Origin of the sequence: Halomonas halocynthiae DSM 14573 (genome assembly GCF_000425725.1) — a bacterium.
Taxonomy (GTDB): Bacteria; Pseudomonadota; Gammaproteobacteria; order Pseudomonadales; family Halomonadaceae; genus Halomonas; species Halomonas halocynthiae.
Genome location: NZ_KE384441.1, coordinates 319306 through 344733 on the forward strand (window position 1 = coordinate 319306; position 25428 = coordinate 344733).

General features: G+C 53.1%; 25 protein-coding genes. 17 read left to right on the forward strand and 8 right to left on the reverse strand.

Annotation, left to right across the window (positions count from 1 at the left end):
* Nucleotides 1-4: 4 nt before the first annotated feature.
* The 4 genes from H616_RS15105 to H616_RS0113415 all read left to right on the forward strand — a co-directional run bounded on the left by H616_RS15105 (nt 5) and on the right by H616_RS0113415 (nt 4607).
* Nucleotides 5-1882 (forward strand): TRAP transporter permease, encoded by a 1878-nt coding sequence (locus tag H616_RS15105; RefSeq protein ID WP_035573215.1) that lies wholly within the window; start codon nt 5-7, stop codon nt 1880-1882.
* Complete coding sequence (locus H616_RS0113400; RefSeq protein WP_027967809.1) at nt 1879-2808, forward strand: 3-hydroxyacyl-CoA dehydrogenase NAD-binding domain-containing protein; 930 nt, start codon at nt 1879-1881, stop codon at nt 2806-2808. The genes H616_RS15105 and H616_RS0113400 overlap by 4 nt, the downstream gene beginning before the upstream one ends.
* 88 nt (nt 2809-2896) lie before the next feature.
* A complete protein-coding gene (locus tag H616_RS15110; protein ID WP_035573217.1) occupies nt 2897-4273 on the forward strand; it encodes an acyclic terpene utilization AtuA family protein in 1377 nt (458 codons plus the stop codon).
* The gene (locus tag H616_RS0113415) at nt 4266-4607 is read left to right on the forward strand and encodes an AtuA-related protein (protein WP_027967810.1); all 342 of its coding nucleotides are present in this window, start codon (nt 4266-4268) and stop codon (nt 4605-4607) included. Before H616_RS15110 ends, H616_RS0113415 begins: the two co-directional genes overlap by 8 nt.
* A 220-nt stretch (nt 4608-4827) precedes the next feature.
* Here the strand turns inward: H616_RS0113415 and H616_RS0113420 are convergent, their stop codons facing one another.
* From H616_RS0113420 to H616_RS0113445, 6 genes are read right to left on the reverse strand one after another with little or no spacing between them, the layout of a single operon-like run.
* A complete protein-coding gene (locus H616_RS0113420; protein ID WP_338035754.1) occupies nt 4828-5361 on the reverse strand; it encodes a phosphatase domain-containing protein in 534 nt (177 codons plus the stop codon).
* A complete protein-coding gene (locus H616_RS15115; RefSeq protein ID WP_051234306.1) occupies nt 5339-5896 on the reverse strand; it encodes a histidine phosphatase family protein in 558 nt (185 codons plus the stop codon). The genes H616_RS0113420 and H616_RS15115 overlap by 23 nt, the downstream gene beginning before the upstream one ends.
* Nucleotides 5883-7010, reverse strand: a complete 1128-nt coding sequence (locus tag H616_RS15120) for an MBL fold metallo-hydrolase (RefSeq protein ID WP_084155921.1) — start codon at nt 7008-7010, stop codon at nt 5883-5885. Before H616_RS15120 ends, H616_RS15115 begins: the two co-directional genes overlap by 14 nt.
* A complete protein-coding gene (locus tag H616_RS0113435; protein WP_240470605.1) occupies nt 7007-8215 on the reverse strand; it encodes an ABC transporter ATP-binding protein in 1209 nt (402 codons plus the stop codon). The genes H616_RS15120 and H616_RS0113435 overlap by 4 nt, the downstream gene beginning before the upstream one ends.
* A 4-nt stretch (nt 8216-8219) precedes the next feature.
* A complete protein-coding gene (locus H616_RS0113440) occupies nt 8220-9920 on the reverse strand; it encodes an ABC transporter permease (RefSeq protein ID WP_420835262.1) in 1701 nt (566 codons plus the stop codon).
* A gap of 2 nt (nt 9921-9922) precedes the next feature.
* Nucleotides 9923-10858: an ABC transporter substrate-binding protein gene (locus tag H616_RS0113445; RefSeq protein WP_240470609.1), complete on the reverse strand. Its 936-nt coding sequence runs from the start codon at nt 10856-10858 to the stop codon at nt 9923-9925.
* A 314-nt stretch (nt 10859-11172) separates the two neighbouring features.
* Here H616_RS0113445 and H616_RS0113450 point away from each other — a divergent pair, with 314 nt between their 5' ends.
* Complete coding sequence (locus tag H616_RS0113450; RefSeq protein WP_338035755.1) at nt 11173-11901, forward strand: DeoR/GlpR family DNA-binding transcription regulator; 729 nt, start codon at nt 11173-11175, stop codon at nt 11899-11901.
* Between the two features lie 87 nt (nt 11902-11988).
* Here the strand turns inward: H616_RS0113450 and H616_RS0113455 are convergent, their stop codons facing one another.
* Nucleotides 11989-12462, reverse strand: coding sequence for an Lrp/AsnC family transcriptional regulator (locus H616_RS0113455; protein WP_027967816.1), 474 nt, complete (start codon nt 12460-12462; stop codon nt 11989-11991).
* 123 nt (nt 12463-12585) lie between these two features.
* Here H616_RS0113455 and H616_RS15125 point away from each other — a divergent pair, with 123 nt between their 5' ends.
* From H616_RS15125 to H616_RS0113470, 3 genes are all read left to right on the forward strand, one after another.
* Nucleotides 12586-13572 (forward strand): hypothetical protein, encoded by a 987-nt coding sequence (locus H616_RS15125; protein ID WP_051234309.1) that lies wholly within the window; start codon nt 12586-12588, stop codon nt 13570-13572.
* Between the two features lie 345 nt (nt 13573-13917).
* Complete coding sequence (locus H616_RS0113465) at nt 13918-14901, forward strand: DUF1852 domain-containing protein (protein ID WP_027967817.1); 984 nt, start codon at nt 13918-13920, stop codon at nt 14899-14901.
* Between the two features lie 62 nt (nt 14902-14963).
* On the forward strand, nt 14964-15992 hold the full coding sequence (locus H616_RS0113470; protein ID WP_027967818.1) for a methionine synthase: 1029 nt from the start codon (nt 14964-14966) through the stop codon (nt 15990-15992).
* A gap of 121 nt (nt 15993-16113) precedes the next feature.
* Here H616_RS0113470 and H616_RS0113475 read toward each other — a convergent pair whose 3' ends face one another.
* Complete coding sequence (locus tag H616_RS0113475) at nt 16114-17826, reverse strand: sigma-54-dependent Fis family transcriptional regulator (protein ID WP_205619104.1); 1713 nt, start codon at nt 17824-17826, stop codon at nt 16114-16116.
* Nucleotides 17827-18281: 455 nt separating this feature from the next.
* Here H616_RS0113475 and H616_RS0113480 point away from each other — a divergent pair, with 455 nt between their 5' ends.
* The 9 genes from H616_RS0113480 to H616_RS0113520 all read left to right on the forward strand — a co-directional run bounded on the left by H616_RS0113480 (nt 18282) and on the right by H616_RS0113520 (nt 25394).
* On the forward strand, nt 18282-18539 hold the full coding sequence (locus H616_RS0113480; protein WP_027967820.1) for a phenol hydroxylase subunit: 258 nt from the start codon (nt 18282-18284) through the stop codon (nt 18537-18539).
* A gap of 43 nt (nt 18540-18582) precedes the next feature.
* The gene (locus tag H616_RS0113485) at nt 18583-19578 is read left to right on the forward strand and encodes an aromatic/alkene monooxygenase hydroxylase subunit beta (RefSeq protein ID WP_027967821.1); all 996 of its coding nucleotides are present in this window, start codon (nt 18583-18585) and stop codon (nt 19576-19578) included.
* Between the two features lie 29 nt (nt 19579-19607).
* A complete protein-coding gene (locus tag H616_RS0113490) occupies nt 19608-19877 on the forward strand; it encodes an MmoB/DmpM family protein (protein ID WP_027967822.1) in 270 nt (89 codons plus the stop codon).
* A gap of 42 nt (nt 19878-19919) precedes the next feature.
* A complete protein-coding gene (locus tag H616_RS0113495; protein ID WP_027967823.1) occupies nt 19920-21431 on the forward strand; it encodes an aromatic/alkene/methane monooxygenase hydroxylase/oxygenase subunit alpha in 1512 nt (503 codons plus the stop codon).
* A 12-nt stretch (nt 21432-21443) separates the two neighbouring features.
* Entirely contained in the window at nt 21444-21806 is a 363-nt protein-coding gene (locus H616_RS0113500; protein WP_027967824.1) for a phenol hydroxylase subunit P4, read from the forward strand.
* 11 nt (nt 21807-21817) lie between these two features.
* Nucleotides 21818-22885: an NADH:ubiquinone reductase (Na(+)-transporting) subunit F gene (locus tag H616_RS0113505; protein WP_027967825.1), complete on the forward strand. Its 1068-nt coding sequence runs from the start codon at nt 21818-21820 to the stop codon at nt 22883-22885.
* A 72-nt stretch (nt 22886-22957) separates the two neighbouring features.
* On the forward strand, nt 22958-23893 hold the full coding sequence (catA, locus tag H616_RS0113510; protein WP_027967826.1) for a catechol 1,2-dioxygenase: 936 nt from the start codon (nt 22958-22960) through the stop codon (nt 23891-23893).
* Between the two features lie 400 nt (nt 23894-24293).
* Entirely contained in the window at nt 24294-24458 is a 165-nt protein-coding gene (locus H616_RS15485; protein WP_084155923.1) for a muconolactone Delta-isomerase family protein, read from the forward strand.
* Between the two features lie 87 nt (nt 24459-24545).
* The gene (locus H616_RS0113520; RefSeq protein WP_156906471.1) at nt 24546-25394 is read left to right on the forward strand and encodes a SphA family protein; all 849 of its coding nucleotides are present in this window, start codon (nt 24546-24548) and stop codon (nt 25392-25394) included.
* Nucleotides 25395-25428: the final 34 nt, after the last annotated feature.

Sequence of the window (25428 nt, forward strand, 5' to 3'; positions counted from 1 at the left end):
TCTCATGCGTCAAAAAAGCTTGATGCTCGTCGCTTTGGTGTTGGGAGGCTTTATTCTCTACACCTCGGCCACAGGACCCTTTGAAAGCCTGGTGCATCGTAGCGTCTTTCTAGCGCTGGTGATCGGGCTGGGTTTTCTGACTTACCCACTGGGAGACGGCAAGCGTTGGCGCCCAGTGGGTATTGCCGTGGACGTGACGCTGGCGGTGGGCGCCATCACCGCCTGCGGCTATGTAAGCCTGCATGCGGAGGAAATCCTGACCACTTTGCCGTGGGCTACCACTCAAAATATGCTTTTAGTGGGAGTTCTGGTCGTGGCTATTCTGGAAGTGGCTAGACGTGCTATCGGCTGGGTTTTCCCGCTCATTATGCTGGTTGGTATCGCTTATGCCCTGTTTGGTGATCGCATTAGTGGTCCACTAAGTCACCGAGGATTCGATGCAGCGTTTGTCACTGAAACGCTTTACCTGGGTGATCTGGGTATATGGGGGATGTTGCTGGGAGTAGCGGCCACAACCATTGCGGCCTTTGTGTTGTTCGGGTGTTTGTTGTTGCACAGCGGCGGTGGCCAGACTTTCATCGATCTGTCGATGCGTCTTGGCGGCCGCAGTCGGGGTGGGGCGGCTAAAATCGCTACGGTGGCATCCAGTTTGTTCGCCATGGTAAGCGGTAGCGCCGTGGCAAATGTGGCGACGACGGGCAACTTCACCATTCCCATGATGAAGCGCTTGAAATACCCAGCAGCCTTTGCTGCGGGCGTGGAGTCTGTGGCATCCACCGGTGGGCAGATTGCTCCGCCGATCCTTGGTGCTGCAGCTTTTATCATGGCTGAGATTCTTGGGATCAGCTATGTCACCATTGCGTTGGCAGCGCTTTTGCCAGCACTTCTGTTCTACGTAGCGGTGTTTTTCACAGTGCATCTGGTAGCCATACGTGAAGACCTTCCTCTGGTGCCTGAAGAAGATCTTCCGAGTTGGTCAGAGGTGCTGCAGCTCAGGCGTATCGTGCCCATCATTGCATCACTGGGTGGCTTATTTGGCGGGGTGCTGAACGGGTACTCGATTCAGTACGCCGCCTTCCTCGGTGTGGCACTGCTTCTGCTGAGCTATGGAGTGTTTGCCATCATCGACCGCACTCCGCCTCGCAAGATCGCTGACATGCTGCTGACTGGTCTTCAGGATGCCGGCAAGGGCATGGTCATTATCGGTGTGCTGCTGGCTGGAGCACAGATATTGGTGGCCATGCTCAACATGACTGGCATAGGTGTCACGCTCTCCACTCTAGTGGTTAATGTCGCCGGCGAGCAGATGTTCCTGGTAGCCCTGATTGTGGCAGTGATCTGCATGATTATGGGCATGGGGATTCCTACCACTGCGGCCTATGTGTTGGTGGCGGCGGTCCTCGCGCCGGCGCTGACCAAGATTGGTGTCGAGCCGCTGGTTGCCCATCTGTTTGTCTTTTATTTCGCCACTATTTCTGTAATTACTCCTCCAGTATGTATTGCGGTATTTGTAGCGGCAGGTATTGCTCAGGCGGGCTGGCTTCAGGTTGCTGGCCATGCTATCCGGCTGGGAGCAACGACCTACATCATTCCTTTCTTGATTCTGGCCTATCCGGCATTGGTAGGCCTAGGTGGAGCCTGGGATATCACCCAGGCAGCCATCAAGGCGCTTGCGTTTGTACTGGCCTTTGCTGGGGTGCTGGGAGGCGCCAGGTTACTGGGGCATCGTTGGTTAGATGCGGCGCTGCTCTGCGTGATCGGCGTTCTGTCCATATTGCCCATGGCATTACCAAGCCTAGTAGGAATAACGGGGTTGATCGTGCTGTATGGCTGGAGCTGGCAAGTGGCGCGTTGCAATAAACTGCAGGGAGCCAACATATGAGTCGGGATAAAGGCAAGATTCACTCTATTACTATTATCGGTTGCGGCACCATTGGAGTCAGCTGGGCGGCTTATTTTCTGGCACAAGGGCTCGACGTAACAGCTTGGGATCCAAGTGCTTCGGCCCGTGAATCATTCACGGCTCGGGTCGCCTTAGACATGGTCGCGCTGGAAGCGATACCCGGTGAGCCGACAATAGCGTCTTCTCAGGAGCAATCGGTCGGAGAGGCTGATCTGATTGTCGAAAATGCGCCTGAGATATCTGAACTTAAACGCACTCTGCTGTGTGACCTGCAGAACGCCGCACCAGTGCATGCGGTTATTGCAAGTAGCACCTCCTCACTGATGCACTCCGATATCGCGCAGGACGTGGGTGATCCTGGACGCGTAGTGATCGCACACCCCTTCAACCCACCGCATCTCGTGCCGCTGATAGAGCTTTATGGGCCCGACCCTGATGTCGTCCAGCGGCTAGCGGCTTTTTATCAAGAAGTTGGCAAACAGCCTGTGGTGATGCGTCGGGAGATGATAGGACATATCGCTAACCGACTGTCTTCTGCACTGTGGCGAGAGGCGCTTTACCTACTCCAAGAGGGTGTGGCGAGCGTCGAAGATATCGATCGGGCGGTGACTGCGGGCCCTGGACTCCGGTGGGCTATCCAGGGTCCCTTTTTGACCTACCACCTGGGTGGTGGACAGGGCGGTATACGCCACTATCTCGAACATCTCGGACCTAGCCAACAGTATCGCTGGGCGAGTCTCGGTGAGCCCCTAATGGATGATGAGTTGCAACAGCAAGTCGTCGAAGGCGTGGAGTCTGCCACTCAGGGTCATGAGTTGGAAAAATTATTTGCTCAGCGCGATGCGATGCTGGTGGCATTGCAGAAAGCCACGCGAGTCAAGGCGAAAGAAGAGGAGCCTATATGAGCAATATTTCGTACCTGTTGATGATGGTGGCCAACGGCGTCTGCCGCACTCTTCTGTATGACCTGACAGTAATGGTGGGAGAAAGATCATGACCGTAGTGATCGGCTGTGGTGCAGGTTTTTCCGGAGATCGCACGGATGCCGCCGTGCCATTGGTGGAAACGCTGCTTACCTACGATACTCCGTGTGCATTGATGTTCGAGACTCTCGGTGAACGTACCTTAGCGGCTGCCCAGTTACGGCGTATAGAGGATCCTCAGAGCGGTGATGAACCACTTCTTGAGGCCTTTCTTTCTCCTGTGCTGGGAGATTGCCTGTCGGCGAATATCACTGTACTGGGTAATTTTGGGGCGGCTAATCCAGAGGCGGCACAACGTCGGGTCGCCGCCTTGGCACGAACGTCGCGATTTCCAGAGGTGAAACTTGGTGTGGTCAGTGGTGATGATGTGCGCGACCGACTAGAGACACTGGAGTGGAGTGCCTGGGAGGGAGAACGTCGAGAATTGCCCAGCGGTAGTTCTGTGGTTGCCGCCAATGTCTATCTGGGTGCCGAATCGTTAGTAGAAGCACTACAGCGTCAAGCGCAGGTCGTGATCACGGGGCGAGTAGCGGATCCAGCACTCGCGTTGGCGCCTCTTTGTCATCATCATAACTGGGCGCTAGATGATTGGGATCGTCTTGCGGCCGGTGCCCTGGCGGGACATTTAATCGAGTGTGGTGCTCAGGTTACGGGTGGCTACTTTGCCGACCCAGCCTTCAAAGATGTCCCTGATTTGGCGGAGCTAGGTTACCCCATTGTTGAGGTCGAGCGCAGCGGGCGACTAGTCGTCACAAAACCACCAGGTACGGGAGGAATGGTCACCGAGCAAACGGTCAGAGAGCAGTTGCTTTATGAGATACATGACCCGTCTGTCTACATCACACCTGATGTGGTACTCGACTTGACTCATGTGGAAATTCGGCAGGTTGGTCGAGATCGGGTAGTTGTAAGCGGGGTGCGAGGACGACCTAGACCGGAAACACTTAAGACCACCATCAGTTTTTTGGACGGTTTCCAAGGAGAGGCTGAGATTTCCTATGCCGGTCCTAATGCACTCGCTCGGGCAAGACTGGCCCGTGAAATACTGCAGCAGCGGTTAACAAAGCGCTGCCCGCCAGACCTCAGGTCACGCTTTGACTTAATCGGGGTCTCCAGCGTGTTCGATGGAGATTCAGAGGCTTGGAGAGGCGCTTCGGCAGGGGCGGTAGACGATGTGCGTTTGCGTTTAGCCGTTGAGCACGAGCAGCGTGAGGTGGTTGAGTTGGCGACTCAAGAGTTGCTGGCGCTCTATTGTTGCGGTCCGGCGGGTGGTGGAGGTGTGCGTCGTTATCATAAGCCGCGCCTCAAAACAGCATCGTACTTAGTGTCTCGTGAACAGGTGCACCCGAAAGTTACAATATATCAGGGAGACAGCATCTATGAGTAGTGAACGGCTCACTCTCCATCACTTCGCCCATGCTCGAGCCGGAGACAAGGGCGATCGTCTCAACCTTGCGGTGTTTGTGTACCAGCCCGACCATTATGCTTGGCTGCTTGAGCAACTGACTGAGGAACGTGTTGCCACCCTCTTCTCTCATCGCGGCGTCACTCAGGTCAGGCGATATCCCATGCCTAATCTCCACGGCATTAATTTGGTGCTCGACGATGTGCTCCAGGGTGGTGTAAATGGTTCCCTCAATCTTGATGGACACGGTAAGACGCTTTCCTTCATGCTGCTTTCAATGCTGGTGGAGCGCCCAGCACTCACTGTTACATGCTGATTTTAACTATCAGGAAAGCGCTGCATAAATCCAGTCGCTGATGGCTTTTCGGCATCGGCGGTTTAGAGTTTTTAAGCATCATTTTCCAATGTAACTACCCGATAAAAAAGAGCTTATTCGCTAAAGTCGAATACCAGAGCAGGGAAGGACTTTCTTGCAGCGAGTTGTTCATGGCGTAGCGAGGGAGCTTTGCTCCTCTCGCTACGGATCGGAGGGTCAACTAGAAGTCGCCGTCGGCACACTGTAGGCAGGTCAGGCCGAGCTGGCGCCAGCCGGCCACCACAGCGTTGCGGTCGTCGATGACGAGCCAGGGTCGGTAGCCATCTTCGCGCATACGCCCCAATAGCCTTGCCTTGACCTCTTCGTCGGCTACCTCGTCATCGCCTGCGGGGCGAAGATAGAGCGCGTCGAAGGGAATGGCATTGCTGACCAGCCAGTCATGGGTATGGTCCGTATGACTCGCTGGGCGGCCGGAGCAGATCAGGATGTGCTGTCCTTGGGCCTTGAGCAGGTTCACTAGCCGGGCCACAGGCTCAATCACCGGCGCTGTGGCCATGTGCTGGAAAAACGGGTCCCAGTGCTTCTCGGCGCCTAGAACCCAGGGGCCGACGGTTTCGGTGTCGAGCTCAGCCAGGGTGCCATCGACATCGACGATTACGGCATCGATGGCTCCTTGAATAGAGCGCCAGTGTTCCTTCGAGAGAGTGGTGGCGTGCTGTTGGTTAAGCGGACTAGAGGATATCTTTGATGTCATCGTGATTACCAAGCAGGTGGAAGGTCCAGCCCAGTGAGCCGGGACGTATCAATAGTGGTCGAGCGTTGGGTAGCCGAGGGCCTTCGGGGCGTCCGTAAACGAGCCGTTGAATTACTCGGTAGACGCCGGAGTGGGCGATGATCAGTGGATACGGGTGAACGGCAAGTGTCGCATTGAGCGTAGCGACGACTCGTGCTTCGAAGCTTTCCCAGCTTTCGCCGCCGGGCGGGGTGCTCAGGTAGGGTGGCTGATACGCCAGCGGTTCGCACTCCAGCAGCCCCCAGTTGCGCTCGTCGAGTCCGGCGAGACTCGCGAAATCCTGTCCGGGCACGGCAAGTTCAGTCGTCTGCTGGGCACGCAGGCGTGAACTTGTCACCACTTTTGACCAGGGGCGTTCGAGCAGCGGTCGGGCCGATTTTGCCTGGTCTTCACCCAACCTCGTTAGCGGCACATCGGTGTGGCCACCTATCAAGCCGTCGCGATTGAGAGGCGTCTCGCCGTGGCGCATGAACACAAAGGGGCTAGCCAGCAGCATTACACACCTCGCTGGTCGGATGCAGGGCTCGAGTAGGGGTGACCATGGCGAGCTTCTGTGCCGGAGGCGAGAGCGGGAAATCCCGCTGCCACTCCGGGGTCAGCTCGGTAAACAAAGGCCACAGTTCCTGTGCCTGGAGCAGGTTCATCAGTGTAGTGATGTCGGTCAGCCGGGGGTGGACATTCCAGCGTTGCCATGTGGCCTCGCCGGCGGCTACCTGGCGTCGGCGAGACGGTGTCAGGTAGCCGCTGTGCAGGGTGTGGAAGCCGGGCCAGGTATTGCGGAGGCCATCGTCATCAACAAGCAGTAGATGCGGCGTGGCGGATGGAGGCACGGTGAGCAGCTCACGCAGCCTGGCGTCAATGCCTGGGCGGCGGAGTGTGTCTGGCAGCGCCAGCAGGCGCGCTAGCGCCTGGTGGCAGCCTTCGTCGAGAGCTAGCCGAGTTAAATTCTCATCGCCGACATGTGTCGACTCCGAGTTGTCAATGAACCACAGTGCTATCTCCGCGGCGCGGCCAGAGGCTGGGACTGGCATCACAGTAGGATGTTTAAGGTGATCTGTCATGGCGGCTTGGGCTGCAGCGAGGGACTGGTCGTAGCGCCCGTAGGAGGTGTCCAAAAGGGCAATGGCGGCTGTCGGCGGCGGGTCGAAGGGGAAAACCGCAGACTCTAGGCAGGTGTCGCCTGAGTAAAAAATTCCCTGGCCCAGGGCCAGATGTAGCCAGACGCCATCTAGCGAGTGGCCAGCTTGGCCGGTGGTAACGCGTACACCGGCAATCCTCTGCTCTCCGCGGGAGGCAAGCGCTCGCCAGCGACGTCCGGCAGGCAGCGCTCTGGCTGTCTCGCTGGTGCAGTAGAGTGGAATGTCGCTGGGTAGCTGTGCCAGGCTTCCGGTGTGGTCGGGGTGATCGTGGCTGATCAGGATGGCATCGGGCCAGCCCCGACGCTCAAGGTCGCTGACCCACTCGCAGGCTGTCCCTGGGTCCAGGGGGCCTCCGGCATCGAGCAGCAGACGAACCTTGGTCGTCTCTATCAGGATCGCTGCCGGCGCCTTGGCGCCGAGGCCACTGAGAACGGTGATTTTGACAGGCTCTTCTCTGGTCGTCTGCTTCATGCGTCCGGCTCCAGGCACCAGGCGCGCTGGATCGTGACGCCGACTGCGCTCTCGGCGGCTAGGTATGTCGGTGAATAAGCCTGTAGCTGGGTGCCGTCAGCAAGTCTTAAGTGCACTTCGTAGCGTTCTCCGCGAAAGATCGAGCTCACGACGCGAGCGCCTATCTGGCTATCTGTGCCGTTGTTGGAGGTGAGGCCCGACATTGCACTGCGGGGTGTCGTATTGATTGGCGACAGGCGCACATGCTCTGGGCGCACCACGACATGGGTCGTCTTGGTATTTTGACCCTTGTTCCAGGCCCTGAGGGAGGCAGTGAGGTGCTCACCGTTGACCGTGGTGGATGGCGTCAGTCCGGGTAGCTTCATGATGCTACCCTGGCCGATGAAGTCGGCGACCCAGGGGGTGCGCGGCTGGCGATACAAGACTTCCGGGGTGGCGAGTTGAATCAGTCTGCCGTCCCTCATCACCGCAATACGGTCGGCCAGCGACATGGCCTCGCCTTGGTCGTGGGTGACGTAGACCAGAGTGGCCTGGGTGCGCTGGTGAAAATCGCGAAAACTGTCTTCCATGGCGGCGCGCAGGTGGCGGTCGAGATTTGCCAGGGGCTCGTCGAGCAGCACCACCTCAGGGGAGGTGACCAGGCAGCGGGCCAGTGCCACGCGTTGACGTTGGCCACCACTAAGTTCCTGGGGGGGGCGGTTGCCATAGGCAGCGAGTTCGACCAGCGCCAACGCCTCGTCGACGCGACGCTGGTATTCCTGACCGCGAATACCCTGGAGCTTGAGCGCATAGCCCACGTTGTCGGCCACACTCATATGCGGCCAGAGGGCGTAGGTCTGGAACACCATACCCATGTTGCGTTCTTCTGGCGGTAGTGGTCGGCTGCCGTCGTCAAGGTGGCGTCCGTTCAGAGTGATGTGACCAGCGCTCAATGCCTCGAAGCCGGCCAAGGTGCGCAGCATGGTTGTTTTGCCGCAGCCGCTGGGGCCGAGCAGGGCGATGAACTCGCCTGGTGCGATGTCCAGCGACACGCCGCTTAGTGCTGCTTGGCTGCTGAAGTACTTGGTGGCACCGGCGATGCTCAGGCCGCGGTGGCCATCGCTGGTCTCACGAATGCTGGTGTCATCCGCTGGAAGAATAGACTCCTTGGTCTCGACGGGAGCAGGGGGGTACATTGAACGGCGTAAGGTTGATAGAAAGTTCACGACTTCACTCCTTCCAGGGGATCACGCCACGGGGCAGACGACCGGCCATCAGGTTTAAGGTAAGCATCAGGGCGGCGACTAGGAGAACGACTACCACGGCGACCGCTGAGGCCAGCACACTGTCTCCGCCCTCATCGAGGTTGAAAATTAATACGCCGAGGGTCTCGTTGCTGGCACTCCATAAAAGCGCCGATACGGTTAGCTCGTTGACCGCAGTCAGGAAGACCAGGATTCCGCCAGCGGCGAGGGCAGGCGCAGTCAGCGGCATGATGATAGTCATCAGACGCCGCCAGGGGCTGGCACCGGCCAGCTGTGCGGCCTCTTCCAGTGAGGCGTCGAGCTGTCCCAGGCTCGCCGTGACGGGCTTCAGGCATACCACCAAAAAGCGCGCCAGGTAGGCGATCAAGATGATCGTCAGGGTGCCGTAGAGGCTCGTCTCAATCAGCGGCAGGGGGCGTACGAAAAGCAGAATGCAGGCTACTGCCAAGACGACGCCTGGTAGCGCATAGGGAATCTCGATAACTCCCAGTAGCCAGGCTTGCAGCCGCTCTGGCATGCGTCCCAGGCGATAGGCCAGCGGCAGGCACACTGCCATCAGCACCAGGGCCGCGCCGCCAGCAAGCCATAGGCTGTTAGACATGGCTCGCCAGGTAACGCCCTGGCGACCAAGCATTTCGCGGTAAGCATCGAGAGTTGCGGTGGTGGCGTTAAGAGGTACGCCCATAGCGGGCACCAGTGAGCCGACCACCAGTGCTGTAAGCGGAGCGAGCAGAATCATCGCCAGCACAAGCCCCATGCCTACCTCCAACGGGGTTCGAGAACGTCCCAAGGAGAAGTCATGCGCGCGCCCGCCATGGCCGATTAGCCCGAATCGGCTGCGGCGTAGCAGGTGCTGTTGCAGGGCTACGCCGACCAGTGCCAAGAGTCCGATCAGCACTGATAGCCCAGCCATCTCAGCGAGTACGTTGGTACCGAAACTAGCCATACGTTGATAAATCAGGGTTGGCAGCACCAGGTAGCCCGTGGGAATGCCGAGCATGGCAGGGATACCGAAATTGCCAAGGCTGGCGGTGAAGGCCATGGCTCCGCCGGCGACCAGCCCCGAACGGGTGATGGGCACGATGATTTGGCCCCACACTTGGCGCTGGTTGGCTCCCTGGATGCGAGCTGCCTCGACCAATTCTCGGGGTAGCGATAGCAGGCTCGTACGCAGCGCCAGAAACACCAGAGGAGCGCTTTGGATGCCTAGCAACAGACCGATGCCGGCCGGTGAGTACAAAGGCTGAGGGCTGCCGAGTGCTGGAGCCAATCCGAGGCTTGCCAACAATGGGCTTGCGGGGCCAAATAATTGTAGCCAGGCAAGGGCCGTGACTTGGGGTGGAATCATCATCGGTAACATGAAGCAGAAAACCCAGATGCCTTTGGCGCGCACATTGGTCAGGGTGATGATGAAAGCAAAAAGGCTCCCGAGTGCTAGGGCGATCAGCATACCCAAAGCCGAGGTGACTAGACTGTGCCACAGAGCCAGCCAAGTGCTGGGAGCACTGAGGACTTGGGCGAGTGGCGCTTCGTTTCTGAGTTCAAGCCCACCAAGCGCCTCAATAATGAGCCGGACGCTTGGCGCTAAGCTGACCAGCACTATCAGGATTGTTAGGGCGGTTAGCAGTCGGCGCTGGCGATCCGCCCCTTGAGAAGTGTTTTCCATCATCAGTCGCCAAATAACTCAGAGAAGCGAGCCTTGGCGGCAGCTTCTTCGTTCAGAGCCCGTTCGCTGTCGAGCGGCATCAACGTAATGTCTTCTCGGGGCGGGAAGCCTGTCGGTGGTGCAATGTCATCGCGAGCTGGCAGATAACCCATTTCGCTGACCAGTTGCTGGCCAGGCTCTGAGATCACAAAGTCGACGAAGCGCCGAGCCGCATTAACGTCGTCAGCATCTTTCATGATGGCGACCGGCTCGGTGACTGCACTTGAACCCTCCTCGGGAAACACGAAAGTCACCGGTGATCCCTTAATAGCCTCGCGAATCGGCAGGAAGTCGACGACCACGCCGTAGGGTTTGGTGCCGGAGGCTACCGCTTTGAATACCCCGCCATTACCGCCTTGGGCCTCGGCGTCATTGGCTGCCAGTGCCTCAATGTAGTCCCAGCCAAGTGCGGTATTGTCGGTCAGGCTTGCTAGGTGAATCAGCGCAGCACCAGAGTAGAGCGGGCTTGGCATTGTCACCTGGCCCTTGAGTGCCTCGTCGGTCAGATCCTGCCAGCTTTGCGGAGCTTCAGCTGCACGGTTGTTGTAGACGATGCCCGTGGTGATCAGTTTGGTGCCGTAGTAATAGCCATCGCTATGGTATAGCTGCGTATCGAAGGCATCGCGCTCAGGGCTCTGATAGGGCTGCAGGAGGTCATCGGTGATTAGCGATTCCATGGTAACGGCGTCGGCGATTAGTAGTACGTCGGGGCGGCTTACGCCCACCTCTAACTCTGAGCGCAGGCGCGCCATCAGACGGGTAGTGCCATCGCGTACCCACTCGATGCTGATATCTGGGTTGGCTGCCTCGAAGGCGTCGATGGTCTGCTGGGCATCGCTGCTGGGCTGGCTGGTATAAAGCGTTAGGGTCGTCTCGGCGGCTTGGGCTGAGGCTGCCATTACGATAAGACTGGTGGCTGACAGGAGTGGTGTGAGGTGGCGAGCGACGGTGATGAAGTTACGAGTGGTAGACATGAAGCGCTCCTTGAGGCAGTGGCGTGGACGAATTATTCAGTCTGTTTATCCAGCCCGTGCGGATTGGATGGTCTTCCCGCGACGAGTGGGTCGATGCGAGAGCTGCCTACAAGGGTAATGTCATCTGTTTACAACATGGTGACAGTAAGCTTTCGTTTGAACGCGATTAGCTTTCGTTTTCCTGCCACTGACTTTCGCTGATTGGAGTTTTACTGGATCGTCATGAACGCCGCCGCCATTTGCTGACCCTTATCCATGAGTCGGGTAGTCAGTCGCCGGCTGCCCTGGCACGGCACCTTCAGGTTTCGGTGCAGACCATTCGCGCGGATGTTCGGGCGCTTTCCGAGCGCGGTCTGGTGCTTCGTCGCCAAGGTGAGGTGCTACCTTTTCCGGGCCGTGAAAATGATGACTTTGATCGGCGTGCCATCATCAATATCGACGGCAAGCGACGCATTGCAGCCCTCGCCCAAGAGTTGATTGAAGACCACCAGGTATTGTTTCTCGGTACAGGAACCACGGTCGAACAGGTGGCGTTGCGGCTCGGCGTTCATCAGGATTTGCAAGTCATCACCAATAACCTGCATGCGGCGATGGCGCTATGTCATCAGAGCTGCGAGGTAGTGGTTTGTGGTGGGCGTATTCGGCGCCGCGACAAGGACGTGATCGGCGGTGATGCCTGGCGCTTCTTTCAGCGCTATCGGGCCGATGTGGGTATTGTGTCGGTGGGGGGCATGGACGACGATGGTCGGCTGTATGACTACAACGATGACGAAGTGATGGCGAGGGAGGCACTATTCGCCCACGCCGCGCAGAGGGTGCTGGTGCTCGATCGCACCAAGCTTGCGACCCAGTTACGCTGCACGGCGGGGGAGCTTGCTGATTTCGATGTGGTGATCACCGATCAAGCGCTGCCAGATCAGTTAAGAAGTCCGCTGGCGGCACGTGGTATACGTTTTTTGAGTGCCTGAATGGCTTCTTTCATCTTGTCACCTAGGCCCAACAGGTGCTAGCTGACCGAGCCGACTCGCGTAGTGATGAGTGCTGGACGCTTATCGTCATACGCTATCGGTGATGAGCTGTTCTGCGGTGTCGAACTTGCTTCGCTTACGTGAAATCAGGGTACGGAACTTCTTCAGGTTGTCATCGGCGTAAAGTACGGCGTCGCAGAAGCGGTCGTAGGCTGCCATGTCTGGCACTGTCACGATTAGCACGAAGTCGATCTCACCGGTGACCTTGTAGCACTGCTTGACTTCGGCAGCGGCGAGAGCACGCTTCTCGAAGCGTTGGTATAGCACCTTATGGTCCCGCTCCATGATCACTTCCACCACCATGTGCAGGCACGGACCGAGGGCCTCGGGGTTCAGTAGAGCGACCTGGCGCTCGATGATGCCGACTTGCTTGAGTCGCTTAACCCGCTTGAGGCAGGCCGACGGTGACAGGCCAATGGCATCTGCCAGTGCCTGATTGGTCAGGCTGGCGTCGCGTTGTAGCTGGTCGAGCAGGCGGCGGTCTATGGTATCAATGTGCATATTATTCATAATACTGATATTAAAGAATATAAAATACGTTGTATATGGTGCTTTTTAAAGAAGATTCTGCGGGCTTTTGGGTAAAATAGTAATCCCTTTTTTGTCCTCGGCCTGGAATCTCGTATGCTTTTATCGCGCTTTTTTATTGCTCTATGGCGGCTGTTCGTTGATGCGCTGGGGGTCTTCGTTACCTTGCTCAAGGTGATGGTGCCGGCGCTGTTGGTGGTGAAGGTGCTGGAGATGGTCGGCGCTACCCAGTGGGTTGGTGTGGCGCTGGGGCCGCTAATGGAGCTGCTTGGGCTGCCGCCGGAGTTGGGCATTGTGTGGGCGGCGACGTTACTGACGAATATCTTCACTGGACTGGTCGTGTTCTTCGAAGTCACGGGTGATGCTTCGCTGAGCGTCACCCAAGTCACCGTTCTGGGTGCGCTGCTGCTAATCGGCCATTCGTTACCGGTGGAGGGCGCCGTTGCCAAACGAGCCGGTGTGCCTTGGTGGGCGACCATTGTTTTGAGAGTCGGGGGCGCTTTGGTTTTCGCGGCACTGGTTAACTGGAGCTATCGACTACTGGGCGCGCGATGGCTGGGGTATGGTCAGCAGGCCGCTGAGCTAGCTTGGCGGCCTGAGCCCCCAGCTGACGGAGTGGGTCATTGGCTGGTGGGCCAACTGTCGACCCTCGGATTGATATTCGTGATTATTTTCGCCCTGATGGCACTGTTGGAAGTGCTCAGGTTCTTCAACCTTGAGCGCCTTGTTCACTTGGCGCTGTCGCCGCTGCTGAGGCTTCTTGGTATCGGCCGTGGTGCCGCCAATGTGACGGTAATCGGCGTTACCCTTGGCCTCAGTTATGGCGCCGGGCTATTGATTCGAGACTTGAATGCCGGTGTTATGAGCCGCCGAGACGCTATCCTAGCGCTGTGTTTTCTGGGGCTATGCCACAGTGTCATCGAAGACACACTACTGATCCTTCTGCTAGGGGCAGAGCTATGGGCAGTGCTCGGCGTGCGCATCGTCTTTTCCATCGTGGTCATTGCCTTGATTGCGCGCTGGCCGCAGCAACAGAGGCCTGCCTCAAGGCGTCGTCCAGAGGTCAACAACCCCCCCCTTTAAGTACGGCCGTTTCCCGTGGTTTTCGGAAGCAAAATAAAGCATGCCACAAGTGGTGGTTTCGCTAATGCTATCTCAGTATGAATTATTTTAATGTTTGTTATGAGTATCTTTAGCTTGCCTCATGATCATATAGTTTCGATAATCCTTCTCACTACTTTATCAGTCGTGGTGTATCCGCTGAGGGTGCCCTGCAGTCTCGGTTCTTCTTATATCAAGCTTGGCAAACTCGAATGAGTGAATAGTGATTGATTGGATTGCCGGCGACGATCCAAGAGTAACGATGAAAATTTACTCAATAAAAAGAAGCCACAATTCATATTTCATAAAGCAGGATGGTGTGTCTGTATGAACAAGGATTTTGCATTCACTGTTAAGTGTATTCGATTTGATGAACATTATCAGCCATCAGAAAATACTCGAATAACGACTAACTTTGCTAACTTAGCCCGAGGAGAGAATCGTGAAGAAAATTTGCGCAATACTCTGAGGATGATCGATAATCGTTTTAATGCTTTGGCAGACTGGGATAACCCAAAAGGTGATCGCTATGCTGTCGAAATTGATATTGTTTCTGTTGAAATGCTAGTTGATGCCTGCTCTGATGATGCAGGGCTCCCTCTCATTGAAGTGTTGAAAACAACTGTTTTAGATAAATCAAATGGTGAGAGAATAGAAGGAGTTGCTGGAAATAATTTCTCTTCTTATGTGCGAGACTATGATTTTAGTATCGTGCTTAAGGAGCATAACAGGGAAAGGGAAGGCTTTAGCGTTCCAAGTGATTTTGGTGATTTACATGGCAAGCTTTTCAAAGCATTTTTAAATTCGGATGCGTATAAGAATCACTTTAATAATCCTCCGGTTATTTGCATTAGCGTATCGAGTAATAGAGAGTATCATCGCACGGAAAATTATCATCCTGTGTTGGGTGTGGAGTACCTCCAGAAAGACTACTCCTTGACGGATGAGTATTTTAGAAAAATGGGAATGACGGTTCGCTATTTTATGCCTGCGGGCAGCGTTGCACCGTTGGCATTCTATTTTAAGGGTGATTTGCTTAGTGACTATACTCATCTTGAGCTTATTAGCACAATAAGCACTATGGACACATTTCAAAAAATTTATCGCCCTGAGATTTATAATGCTAACTCTGTGGCTGGAAAGTTTTACCAGCCCAGCCTGAATCAGCAAGACTATTCGTTGACCCGAATTGTTTATGACCGAGAAGAGCGGGGGCGTCTAGCCACTGAGCAGGGAAAATTTGTTGAGGAAAACTTTATTAAGCCATACAGAAGTATGCTGGATCATTGGTCCGCTAATTTTGCAGTTTGATAAGTTTTTAAATCTTTATATAAGCTATACGCTTTGGCTTACCTATCACGAGATATTGCATCATGGCAAAATTGTTACCTACTTCGACGGCCGGTAGTCTTCCTAAACCTTCTTGGCTCGCGCAGCCGGAGATGTTGTGGTCACCTTGGAAATTGCAGGGAGAGGGGTTAACGGAAGGTAAGCAAGATGCATTGCGACTGTCGTTGCATGAGCAACAGCAGGCGGGTATTGATATCGTCAGTGATGGTGAGCAATCGCGCCAACATTTTGTTACAACATTTATTGAACACCTTAATGGCGTTGATTTTGATAAGCGCGAGACGGTAAGAATTCGCGACCGTTATGATGCGAGTGTTCCTTCTGTGGTGGGTGAGGTATCGCGTCAGAAACCGGTGTTTGTGGATGATGCCAAATTCTTACGTCAGCTTACTACGCAGCCGATAAAATGGGCTTTGCCTGGCCCTATGACGATGATCGATACGCTGTACGATGGCCATTATAAAAGCCGTGAAAAGCTTGCATGGGAATTTGCCAAAATACTGAATCAAGAGGCTCGTGAATTAGAAGCTGCGGGGGTCGATATCATTCAGTTTGATGAGCCTGCATTTAATGTTTTTTTTGATGAGGTGAATGACTGGGGTGTCGCTACGTTGGAAAAAGCCATTGAAGGACTGAAGTGCGAAACGGCAGTGCACATTTGTTACGGGTATGGCATAAAAGCAAATACCGATTGGAAAAACACTCTTGGAACTGAGTGGCGCCAATACGAAGAAGCGTTCCCTAAACTTCAGAGATCCAATATTGATATTGTCTCTCTAGAATGCCAGAACTCTCGTGTTCCAATGGAGCTTATTGAGCTTATTCGAGGAAAAAAAGTTATGGTGGGGGCGATTGACGTAGCCACCAATGCTATCGAAACACCGGAAGACGTAGCCAGGACGCTACGAAAAGCGCTTCAGTTCGTTGATGCTGAAAAACTTTATCCCAGCACTAACTGCGGCATGGCGCCGTTATCTCGTCAAGTTGCTAGGGCTAAGCTTAATGCATTGAGTGCTGGCGCTAATATTGTGATACAAGAGCTTTCCAGTTAAGTAAGCTTACTGAGTTTATTAAGTGATGTAGTTTTGAATAGGCACTACCTGCTGTGATGTATTGCAGCGGGTAATGCCTAGTATCGTTGTACATGTAATGGGTAACACTGCTTGGCAGGACTTAGCCCATTTCTCGTTTCTTTAGTCGGTAATCCAGTGCGGCGCGACTCAGCCCCAGGCGTCTAGCGGCAGCGGATACGTTGCCTTTGGACTCGTGATAGGCGTACTCCAGCATTGTTTCTTCAAGTTTCTCTAGCCCAATGCCCTGAGCCAGAATATCTTCGCAAAGTGTTCTGAGGAAGGCATCGTTGGCTTGGTTATCATGTTCACTGTCTGTTTGTATGTAGCCTCCTGATGTTAGCAATTTGCCGCGCTCTGCACGGGCCGGGTAGCTTTTCAGATGGCTGAATAGTGCTTTTTCATCAATCGATTTATTTTCGCCAGCCAAGATAACGCCCCGTTCTATCGTGTTCTGTAGTTCTCGAATATTGCCTGGCCACGTCTGTGCCTGAAGAGCGGCTGTGGCCTGGTCGGTGAAGCCGAGGGTTTTAATGCGATATTGCTGTTCGAAGCGTTCCAAAAAATGCGTTGCCAATAGCGTGATATCGTCACGGCGCTCGCGTAAGGGAGGAATGACGACAGGATAGGCATTAAGTCGATAGAAAAGGTCTGCTCGAAAGCGGCCATCTTCGACTCGTTGAGCCAAGTCGCCATGAGTTGCGGCAACAATACGCACATCAACATGTTGGCTGGTTTGTCCGCCGACTCGCTCGATCTGTTTTTCTTGTAGAGCGCGCAAAAGCGCTGCTTGGGCGCGAGGCGATAGCTCGGCGAGTTCGTCGAGAAATAGTGTGCCCCCATGAGCACGCTCGAAGCGCCCGGCGCGAGACTGTACGGCACCGGTATAAGCCCCTTTTTCAACGCCAAACAACTCGGATTCGATGAGTTCAGGTGGAATCGCCGCGCAGTTCACAGCAATAAAAGGCGCATTAGCGCGGTCACTTTGCTGGTGTATGCGATAGGCGAGAATCTCCTTGCCGGTTCCTGTCTCGCCGAGCAGCATAATCGGTACATCTGAACTCGCAGCACGGTCGATCAGGTCTAGCACGCCTAGGAATGCGGGTGTTTTACCGATGGGGCGATGTTCTTCGTCGCCGCGATGACGGGCAATATCATCTTCTAAGTAGGCGATTCGAGACTGCAATTCATAGAGCTCGTCGATCAAAGGGTCTTCGCGAAATAGTGCTGCAAACGCTTCGTGATCTTCCCACTCTTGAGCGGGTTTGCCGATAATACGGCAGCGCTCGTCTCCGCAGTCACGGCACTCTACCTCACGATACTGGATTTCCTGGTTCATGAACTGGCTAGAATAAGCGCAGGCGTAGCCTAGTAGCATCCAGCAGGAAGGTTCTTTCAGGTGATCGAGAACAGTGTCGTTGGTGGCAACTTCAAAAGAGTCTTGCCACTCAAACTCTGCGTAGAAATGTTGTTTTTCAGGGGCGATCTCTAGAGCAATGGGTACCACTTTAACCAGCCCGCGCAGCGTATGTAGCTGAGGGCCAGTCATGAAGCCGTCCTCTATCGACATATCTTGGCCGCGTACTTCCTTGGCCAGCTCTGCATCTTTGATACCCGAATAATAGCCAAGGCGCATAAAAAAACCTCGGGCCCGTTTAATTCCCATGGTGTTAATAATTTCCTTTCGGAAGGTTGCCATGGTTTGTACTTGCATCAATATAACGCGTTGCTCGCCAAGCCATATTTGTCCTTCATCCGGCAGAAATCGCAGCTTAGCAATAATGTCTTGGCTGTCAGGGTATCGAGGGGGTGACATGGATTTTGGCATGTTATTTGGTGTTTTTGGCATGATGTGTCTCGTCAAGGTCTGCAGTTTATTGTTTTGATAATTATATTAATTTTTCGTTCTGGGCATTGCCAGAAGAGCCAAATGTTACCGTGCTAGTAGTCATTAGGCACCTGAAATGATTTTTATAAAGAACGTTCTTAATAAGTAATTTCTGTGTATCAGCACGATTATGGTTCTGTGCATTTCAATTGTTTTCATGTTTTGAGAAAGCTGCGTTGCAGCATTTCATGAATGCCTGAATACCTCGGATGATTTTTTGGTCATTTTATCTCAGTTTTTTGTTTATAACCATTTGAATATATTTGTTAATTTTTGTTTTTATCTAAGTTGGCACGCTTTTTGAAAGAGTCTTGATAGCCAGCAATAGCGGTAAAGAATAAGTGTGCATCAAGCTAGAACAACAAATACTCAGGGGGTGTTCTATGACAGATTCGGCTATTCCTCCATCGCTGTGCTGCTTCGTTAGAGTGCGTAGCCGCGATGAGCGTTTTGTGGAGTTCGATTTTGCTATTGAGAATCCAGAATTATTCGTCGAGCTAATTTTGCCGCCTCAAGCCTTTGAGACGTTTTGTCAACGTAATGCGGTGACCATTATGAGTGACGAGCAGGCCCATGAGGTCGACCAGCAGATGGAAAAGTGGCGTTATGGTGATGCTGGTTCCGAGCTGAGTTATAAGTAGATGACATCTCTAATTTCTTGACAAAAATAAGCCAGGAGCTGATATGAGCGTTGAAATAAAAACTACCAGTATCGAGCCAATTCGACAGACTTATGGCCATACAAAACGCCGCTTTGGTGACAAACCGGCAACTCGTTATCAGGAAGCCAGTTTCGACATTCAGCCAACCAGTAATTTTCATTACCGGCCGCTTTATGATCATCAGTTTGAACTCTATGACCCTAACCATACCGCGCTGAAAATGCGTGATTGGTATGTTTTTAGTGATCCACGTCAGTTCTATTATGGTGCTTGGGTAGCTAGCCGAGATGCGATGCAAAAAAACACTGAGAGTAGTTTTGGTTTTTTTGAGAAGCGCAATCTAGGCAGCCGCTTAAGCAGTGAAGCCAAGCAGTTGGTGACCAAAACCCTGTTACCACTTCGGCATATGGAAATGGGGGCCAACATGAACAACGTTGGCATTGCTGGTGATGCTTATGGCACCACTATCAGCCAAGCGCATATGTTTCATGGTATGGATCGTCTAGCGACCGCTCAATATGTGTCGCGTATTGGCCTGCTGATTGATGATACACCTGGTGTGGTATTGGCCGAGGCCAAACAGTTATGGATGGAAGATGCTGCTTGGCAGGGGCTTCGTCGCTATGTTGAAGATAGCTTTGTTATTAAAGATTGGGCAGAACTGAGTGTGGCGCAAAACCTAGTGCTTGATGGTTTGCTATACCCCTATCTGAACGATCACTTTGATGCAGAGCTAGACAAGCTGGGTGGTAGTGATATCGTCATGCTTACTGACTTTATGCGTGAGTGGTTTAAAGATAGTACGCGCTTTATTGATGCCTTATTTAAAGCCTTGGCTGCAGAAAGTGACGCCAATCGAGAGCAATTAAACCACTGGATTAAGCATTGGAATGAGCGTGCCGTGGATGCGCTTGAGCCAATCATTGGTACGGAGGCTATTGCTGATTCACAAGCTTTGTTAGCCAAGCGATTAACCAAGCTAAGCCTCAGTGCCGATGCTGTTTCTAGTCATCACTGAACCAGCCATCAACTCACCAGGAGATTTCCATGTCACGTGTGTTTATTGCGCTACAAGATAATGAAAATTCGCGCTTTATCGTTGAGGCGATTAGTGAAGATAACCCCGGCGCTGAGGTTAAGCACAGCCCGGCAATGATTCGTATAGAAGCAGATAACCGCTTGACAGTATATCGCCAAACTGTTGAAGAAAAGCTTGGCCGAGACTGGGATACCCAAGAGCTACAAATCGACATGATTAGCATCGGCGGTAATGTTGATGAAGATGACGATAGCTTTACGCTCTATTGGAATAGCTGATTTTCAAGATATTACAACGATAAACCTTGAGGAATTCATTCGATGAATGCTAAAGCCAGCAAGCGCTTAAATATGAAAGAACGCTATCGGATCATGACCCGGGATTTGGCCTGGGAGTCTAGTTATCAGCGCCACGAAGATATCTTTCCTCAGGAAAGCTTTGAAGGTATTAAGATTACCGACTGGAGCCAATGGGAAGATCCGTTCCGCTTGACTATGGACAATTATTGGAAATTTCAAGCGGAAAAAGAGCGTAAGCTCTACGCCATTTTTGATGCGGTATCTCAAAATAATGGCCAAATGAATATTAGTGATCCGCGCTATTTGAATGCGGTAAAGCTGTTCATTACTGCTGTAACACCACTTGAATACAATGCGTACAAAGGCTACGCCCGAGTGGGTCGTCAATTCGGTGGAGTAGGCGCACGCATTGCCTGTCAGATGCAATCTATTGACGAGCTGCGCCATACTCAAACCCAAATTCATGCCATGAGCCACTACAATAAATACTTTGGCGGCATGCATGATTTTCCGCATATGTTTGACCGAGTGTGGTACTTGTCGGTGCCCAAGTCGTTCTTTGAAGATGCCTCTACTGCTGGGCCATTCGAGTTCCTGACCGCGATTTCTTTCTCCTTTGAGTATGTGCTGACTAACTTGCTATTTTTGCCTTTTATGTCTGGCGCTGCTTATAACGGCGATATGAATACCGTGACCTTCGGTTTCTCGGCTCAGTCTGATGAAGCGCGGCATATGACGCTGGGTCTTGAAATCATAAAGTTCATTCTTGAGCAGCACGAAGACAATGTACCGATTGTGCAGAAATGGCTGGATAAGTGGCTGTGGCGTGGTTATCGGCTGTTGTCCATTGTTGGCATGATGATGGACTACATGCTGCCCAATAAGGTGATGTCTTGGGCTGAAGCGTGGGAGATGTATTACGAGCAGGCGGGTGGGGCGCTATTCAAGGAGCTTGAGCGTTACGGTATTCGTCCGCCCAAATATGCTGAGCAAACAGTCGCTGGTAAAGATCATGTTAGCCATCAATCGTGGTTTATCTTTTATCAGTACGGCCATGCCACTGCGTTTAATACCTGGGTGCCTAATGCCAAGGAAATGGATTGGTTGTCTGAAAAATATCCCGATACTTTCGATCGGCTATACCGCCCCCGTTTTGAATTGTTGGCTGAAAAAGCCGCCAAAGGTGAGCGCTTCTATAACAATACTTTGCCTCAGTTGTGCCAGGTCTGCCAAGTGCCATTAGCCATTACTGAGCCGGATGATGACACGCTGTTAAGCCATCGGGATACGGTTTATGAGGGAGATCGCTATCATTTCTGTTCTGATGGATGCAGCGATATTTTCCAGAATGAGCCAGAAAAATATGTTCAATCTTGGCTGCCGGTACATCAGATTTTACAAGGAAATTGCGGCGGTGAAGATATGGAAAAAGTGATTGGTGAGTACTATCGCATCGAAATGGGGGAGGACAACCTCGAATTTGAGGGGTCCTCGGAGCAGCGTCGCTGGAAGCAGTGGAAACAGGCCGTCTGAGGAGAGAAGACCATGACTGTTAATGCCAATTACCCTAACTACCAAGGCCCTGTGCGCGATAGGGTTGAGAATTTCCATGGCAACCAGTTGGTGTATGTAATGTGGGAACGCCACTTGCTATTTTGCGCACCGCTGACTTTTCTGGCCGATCCCAACATGTCATTTAGCGATTTCCTGAATGACATGCTGCACCCCGCCCTAGCGCCGCATCCTGAAAGCCAGCAGTTACGCTTTGACGATGCAAAATGGCGTCTTAATGGTGAGGGCTTCGCGCCACGTCTTGAGGCGTCTCTGATCAACAATGGTATCGATCATAAGTCTCAGTTGCGCTTGATCACGCCGTGCCTCTCTGACTTGGCTGATGCGGCCATTTAAGGAGAGATGCCATGAGCTATGAAGTGACCATAGAACCCACCGGTGAAGTCATTGATGTTGATGAAGGACAAACCATTCTTGATGCAGCTTTGCGCCAAGGTGTGTGGCTACCTTTCGCTTGTGGGCACGGTATTTGCGGCACTTGCAAGGTACAGGTGTTGGAAGGTGACGCCGAGGTGGGCGATGCCTCACCTTTTGCGCTAATGGATATGGAGCGTGAAGAAGGCTTTCGCTTGGCTTGTTGTTGCACGCCCGATAGTGATCTGGTGATTGAGGCGGATGTTGATGAGGATCCAGACTTTGCTGGTCATCAAGTGATGGATTGGACGGCCACAGTGATGGGAATGGAAACATTGACCCCAACTATTCGCGCGGTCCGCCTTCGTTTACCAGAGGCTGGGATGAGATTCCAGGCGGGGCAATATGTCAACTTGCAATTGCCAGGGGTGGACGGTGCGCGCGCTTTTTCCATTGCCACTGTGCCAAGCAATCCTAACGAGATTGAATTGCATATTCGTAAAGTGCCTGGCGGTGTAGCGACGACGTGGATTCATGAGGCGTTAGAGGTTGGCCAAACGCTTGAGTTGAGTGGTCCGTATGGTCAATTCTTCGTGCGTAAGTCTGACCCCAAGGACGTGATATTTATCGCTGGCGGCTCGGGATTATCGAGCCCCGAATCGATGATCCTCGATCTGCTTGGGGATCCCCAAGACACCCGCAAGATTACTTTGTTTCAAGGTGCGCGTAACACCGAAGAGCTGTATCACCGAGAGCGCTTCGAGCAACTGGCCCAAGGGCATGAGCGCTTTACTTATGTACCTGCGCTTAATGATCCACGCGAGGAGGACTCGTGGGATGGTTTCGTTGGTTTTGTTCACGAAGCGGCCGTCGCGCATTTTGATGGCCGGTTTAACGGTCACAAGGCCTATCTGTGTGGCCCTCCACTGATGATTGATGCCGCCATTAGCGCTCTGATGCAAGGTCGGTTATTTGAGCGCGATATTCATATGGAGCGTTTTTTCACTGCGGCGGATGGTGCGGAGAAAAATACGCGTTCAGCATTGTTTAAACGCATATAAGCCAACTGGTTTGATATCGACGTTTCAATAAAACGTGCAGTAACTATAAAAAGTATAAGTGAGGAAGGGACCATGAGCGTAAAAATTTATGACACAGCTGAAGTGCAAGATTTCCTAGTGACCGTTAGTGGTTTTGACAAAGAGGGGGGCGACGAGCGTGCTAAGCAGATTCTGCATCGTTTACTTTCAAGCGTATATCAGCTGATTGATGATTTCGATGTGACCCCAGAGGAGTTCTGGGGAGCCGTTCACTTATTCAATGAGATAGGCAGTGCGAAGCAGGGTGGTTTGTTGGCGCCGGGGTTGGGTTTCGATCATTACTTAGACTTGCGCATGGATGCTGAGGAAGCCCAGGCTGAGGTCGAAGGAACGACGCCGCGCACCATTGAAGGCCCACTGTATGTTGCTGGTGCGCCCGTGTCGCAAGGTTACACGCGCATGGATGATGGCTCGGACATGCAGAGTGAGGTCATGTGGTTGACCGGTCAAGTGCGTGACACTGAAGGTAAGCCGGTTGCTGGCGCTCAGGTCGAAATTTGGCATGCCGACGCGCAAGGCAATTACTCGTTCTTTGACCCGTCTCAGCCGGAGTATCATCTGCGTTGCACTATTATTGCTGATGATGAAGGCCGTTATTGTGCTCGCAGTATCATTCCTTCTGGTTATGGCGTGACGGAAGGCAGCCCTACGGATCAGGTGCTTAAGTTACTGGGGCGCCATGGTCAGCGTCCCGCGCATATTCACTTCTTTTTTTCTGCCCCAGGTTATCGCCATTTAACGACGCAGATTAACTTGGCCGGTGACCCCTACACCTATGACGACTTTGCCTATGCTACCCGCGATGAGCTTGTGGTAGAGGGCCGGCGTATTGAAGACACGAAAGACATTGCAACGCGTGATCTGGACGGTCCTTTCACTGAGGTGGTGTTTGATGTGGTGCTGCCAGCGACACAAGACCCGGAACTTCAGCAGCGGCACAAGCGCCCTCGGGCGCTGGAAAATGCTTGATCACTACTTATCGATATTGGAGTGTGCCCAGGCGCTCTGTCATTGAGTCACTTGACACTCTACTGGCTGACCTTCCGACGATTCGTCCACATAAGCTTTCTATGGCTACTATGGCGTGTCAGAGCTTGGTAATCCTTCGTTTGCGCTGTAGCGATTGGGAGAGGGCACGACCATCGGGGGGTGAGCTATGGTCCAAAAAGTCCTGAAAGCATCAAATGTAATATCGATACCTACGCATGCTTGGGTGACGTTGCCTGAGCAGCTGGCCTGAGGGGAGATGTTCGCGCCGTTGCTGCTTACCGGTGACATTGTCACTGTCCCTTTGGCTTATCGTGACTTTGGTGTTGCGTGGCCCTAGCTTGGGTCTTCCAACTAACTTGATGAAGATAAGTAGCGTCACTTGAGGAGGGTAGCGAGCAGCTATGCCAACGTTAGTGTCTTTGATGTGAAAGATAATGCCGAGTTACAAAAGCTGGTTTTAAATCTGCCGCTGTTCCCCTACATGACGATTCGCGTTAAGCCGCTGTATCGCCATCCCACGGCGATCCGCGAGGATGACAGCTGAGCAATAACTGACGGATTATAATAAGGATAAATTGTTATGCGCTCTAGGTTTCCATTAATCACGGCCTTGGCCTTAAGTAGTTATGCAATGACTGATTCTGCCTTGGCAGTTAACGGTCATTATGTGGCGGGAGTCGAGGGTATACGTGGTGCTAGCGTACCGCCGCCGGGCTTCTATTATCGTGGCTACTTGGTGCATTACGGTATTGATAGTTTGCTTGATGGCCAGGGCGATAAGGTGGTGGGCGATAACACTGGCAAGGTTACGGCGCTAGCCAATCGAATGATCTGGATTATCGATAAAAAATTTCTCGGTGCCGATTATGGAGTGGAAGTAATTATCCCAGTGCAGAATGTGTCTTTAGATTTCCGCGGGCTGGGCATTGACGACAGCGATAGTGGCCTTGGCGATATTTTTCTTGGGCCAGTTGTTTTGGGCTGGCATGGCCAGCAATGGGATGCGGTATTTGCCGCCGGTTACTGGTTTGACACTGCTGATTACGATGACCAATCAGCTGCAGCCATTGGCAAGGGGTTTGGTACCACCATGTTGACGTTGGGAGGAACTTGGTACTTTGATATAGAGAAAGCTTGGTCGTTGTCGGTGTTGTCGCGCTACGAGATAAAGAGTGAGCAGGATGATACTGGTATTACACCTGGTGACAGCTTATTAGTGGAATGGGGGCTGAGTCATCGTTTAGAAAATGGCTTGGAGTTAGGTCTTGTGGGGTACGACGCCTGGCAACTAGAGAACGACCAGGGCGTACCTGCTGGGTTGCCAAATGATAAGCGCAAGCAACACGCTTTGGGCGTTGAGGCCGGATATTTTTGGCCGCAACTGGGGCTGGGGTTGAATGGAGCTTATTATAATGAATATAGCAATGAAGCGCGCCCCGAAGGGGGGCTGTTTCGCTTGACACTAACCAAGGCTTTTTAAGGGTCGTTAGGCAGTGTGCTACTGGCCTGATTGA

Coding starts and splice junctions, on each gene's coding strand:
- H616_RS15105 (WP_035573215.1), top strand. CDS start 5: ATGCGTCAAAAAAGCTTGATGCTCGTCGCTTTGGTGTTGGGAGGCTTT.
- H616_RS0113400 (WP_027967809.1), top strand. CDS start 1,879: ATGAGTCGGGATAAAGGCAAGATTCACTCTATTACTATTATCGGTTGC.
- H616_RS15110 (WP_035573217.1), top strand. CDS start 2,897: ATGACCGTAGTGATCGGCTGTGGTGCAGGTTTTTCCGGAGATCGCACG.
- H616_RS0113415 (WP_027967810.1), top strand. CDS start 4,266: ATGAGTAGTGAACGGCTCACTCTCCATCACTTCGCCCATGCTCGAGCC.
- H616_RS0113420 (WP_338035754.1), bottom strand. CDS start 5,361: ATGACATCAAAGATATCCTCTAGTCCGCTTAACCAACAGCACGCCACC.
- H616_RS15115 (WP_051234306.1), bottom strand. CDS start 5,896: ATGCTGCTGGCTAGCCCCTTTGTGTTCATGCGCCACGGCGAGACGCCT.
- H616_RS15120 (WP_084155921.1), bottom strand. CDS start 7,010: ATGAAGCAGACGACCAGAGAAGAGCCTGTCAAAATCACCGTTCTCAGT.
- H616_RS0113440 (WP_420835262.1), bottom strand. CDS start 9,920: ATGGAAAACACTTCTCAAGGGGCGGATCGCCAGCGCCGACTGCTAACC.
- H616_RS0113445 (WP_240470609.1), bottom strand. CDS start 10,858: ATGGCAGCCTCAGCCCAAGCCGCCGAGACGACCCTAACGCTTTATACC.
- H616_RS0113455 (WP_027967816.1), bottom strand. CDS start 12,462: ATGCACATTGATACCATAGACCGCCGCCTGCTCGACCAGCTACAACGC.
- H616_RS15125 (WP_051234309.1), top strand. CDS start 12,586: ATGCTTTTATCGCGCTTTTTTATTGCTCTATGGCGGCTGTTCGTTGAT.
- H616_RS0113465 (WP_027967817.1), top strand. CDS start 13,918: ATGAACAAGGATTTTGCATTCACTGTTAAGTGTATTCGATTTGATGAA.
- H616_RS0113470 (WP_027967818.1), top strand. CDS start 14,964: ATGGCAAAATTGTTACCTACTTCGACGGCCGGTAGTCTTCCTAAACCT.
- H616_RS0113475 (WP_205619104.1), bottom strand. CDS start 17,826: ATGTCACCCCCTCGATACCCTGACAGCCAAGACATTATTGCTAAGCTG.
- H616_RS0113480 (WP_027967820.1), top strand. CDS start 18,282: ATGACAGATTCGGCTATTCCTCCATCGCTGTGCTGCTTCGTTAGAGTG.
- H616_RS0113485 (WP_027967821.1), top strand. CDS start 18,583: ATGAGCGTTGAAATAAAAACTACCAGTATCGAGCCAATTCGACAGACT.
- H616_RS0113490 (WP_027967822.1), top strand. CDS start 19,608: ATGTCACGTGTGTTTATTGCGCTACAAGATAATGAAAATTCGCGCTTT.
- H616_RS0113495 (WP_027967823.1), top strand. CDS start 19,920: ATGAATGCTAAAGCCAGCAAGCGCTTAAATATGAAAGAACGCTATCGG.
- H616_RS0113500 (WP_027967824.1), top strand. CDS start 21,444: ATGACTGTTAATGCCAATTACCCTAACTACCAAGGCCCTGTGCGCGAT.
- H616_RS0113505 (WP_027967825.1), top strand. CDS start 21,818: ATGAGCTATGAAGTGACCATAGAACCCACCGGTGAAGTCATTGATGTT.
- catA (WP_027967826.1), top strand. CDS start 22,958: ATGAGCGTAAAAATTTATGACACAGCTGAAGTGCAAGATTTCCTAGTG.
- H616_RS0113520 (WP_156906471.1), top strand. CDS start 24,546: ATGACTGATTCTGCCTTGGCAGTTAACGGTCATTATGTGGCGGGAGTC.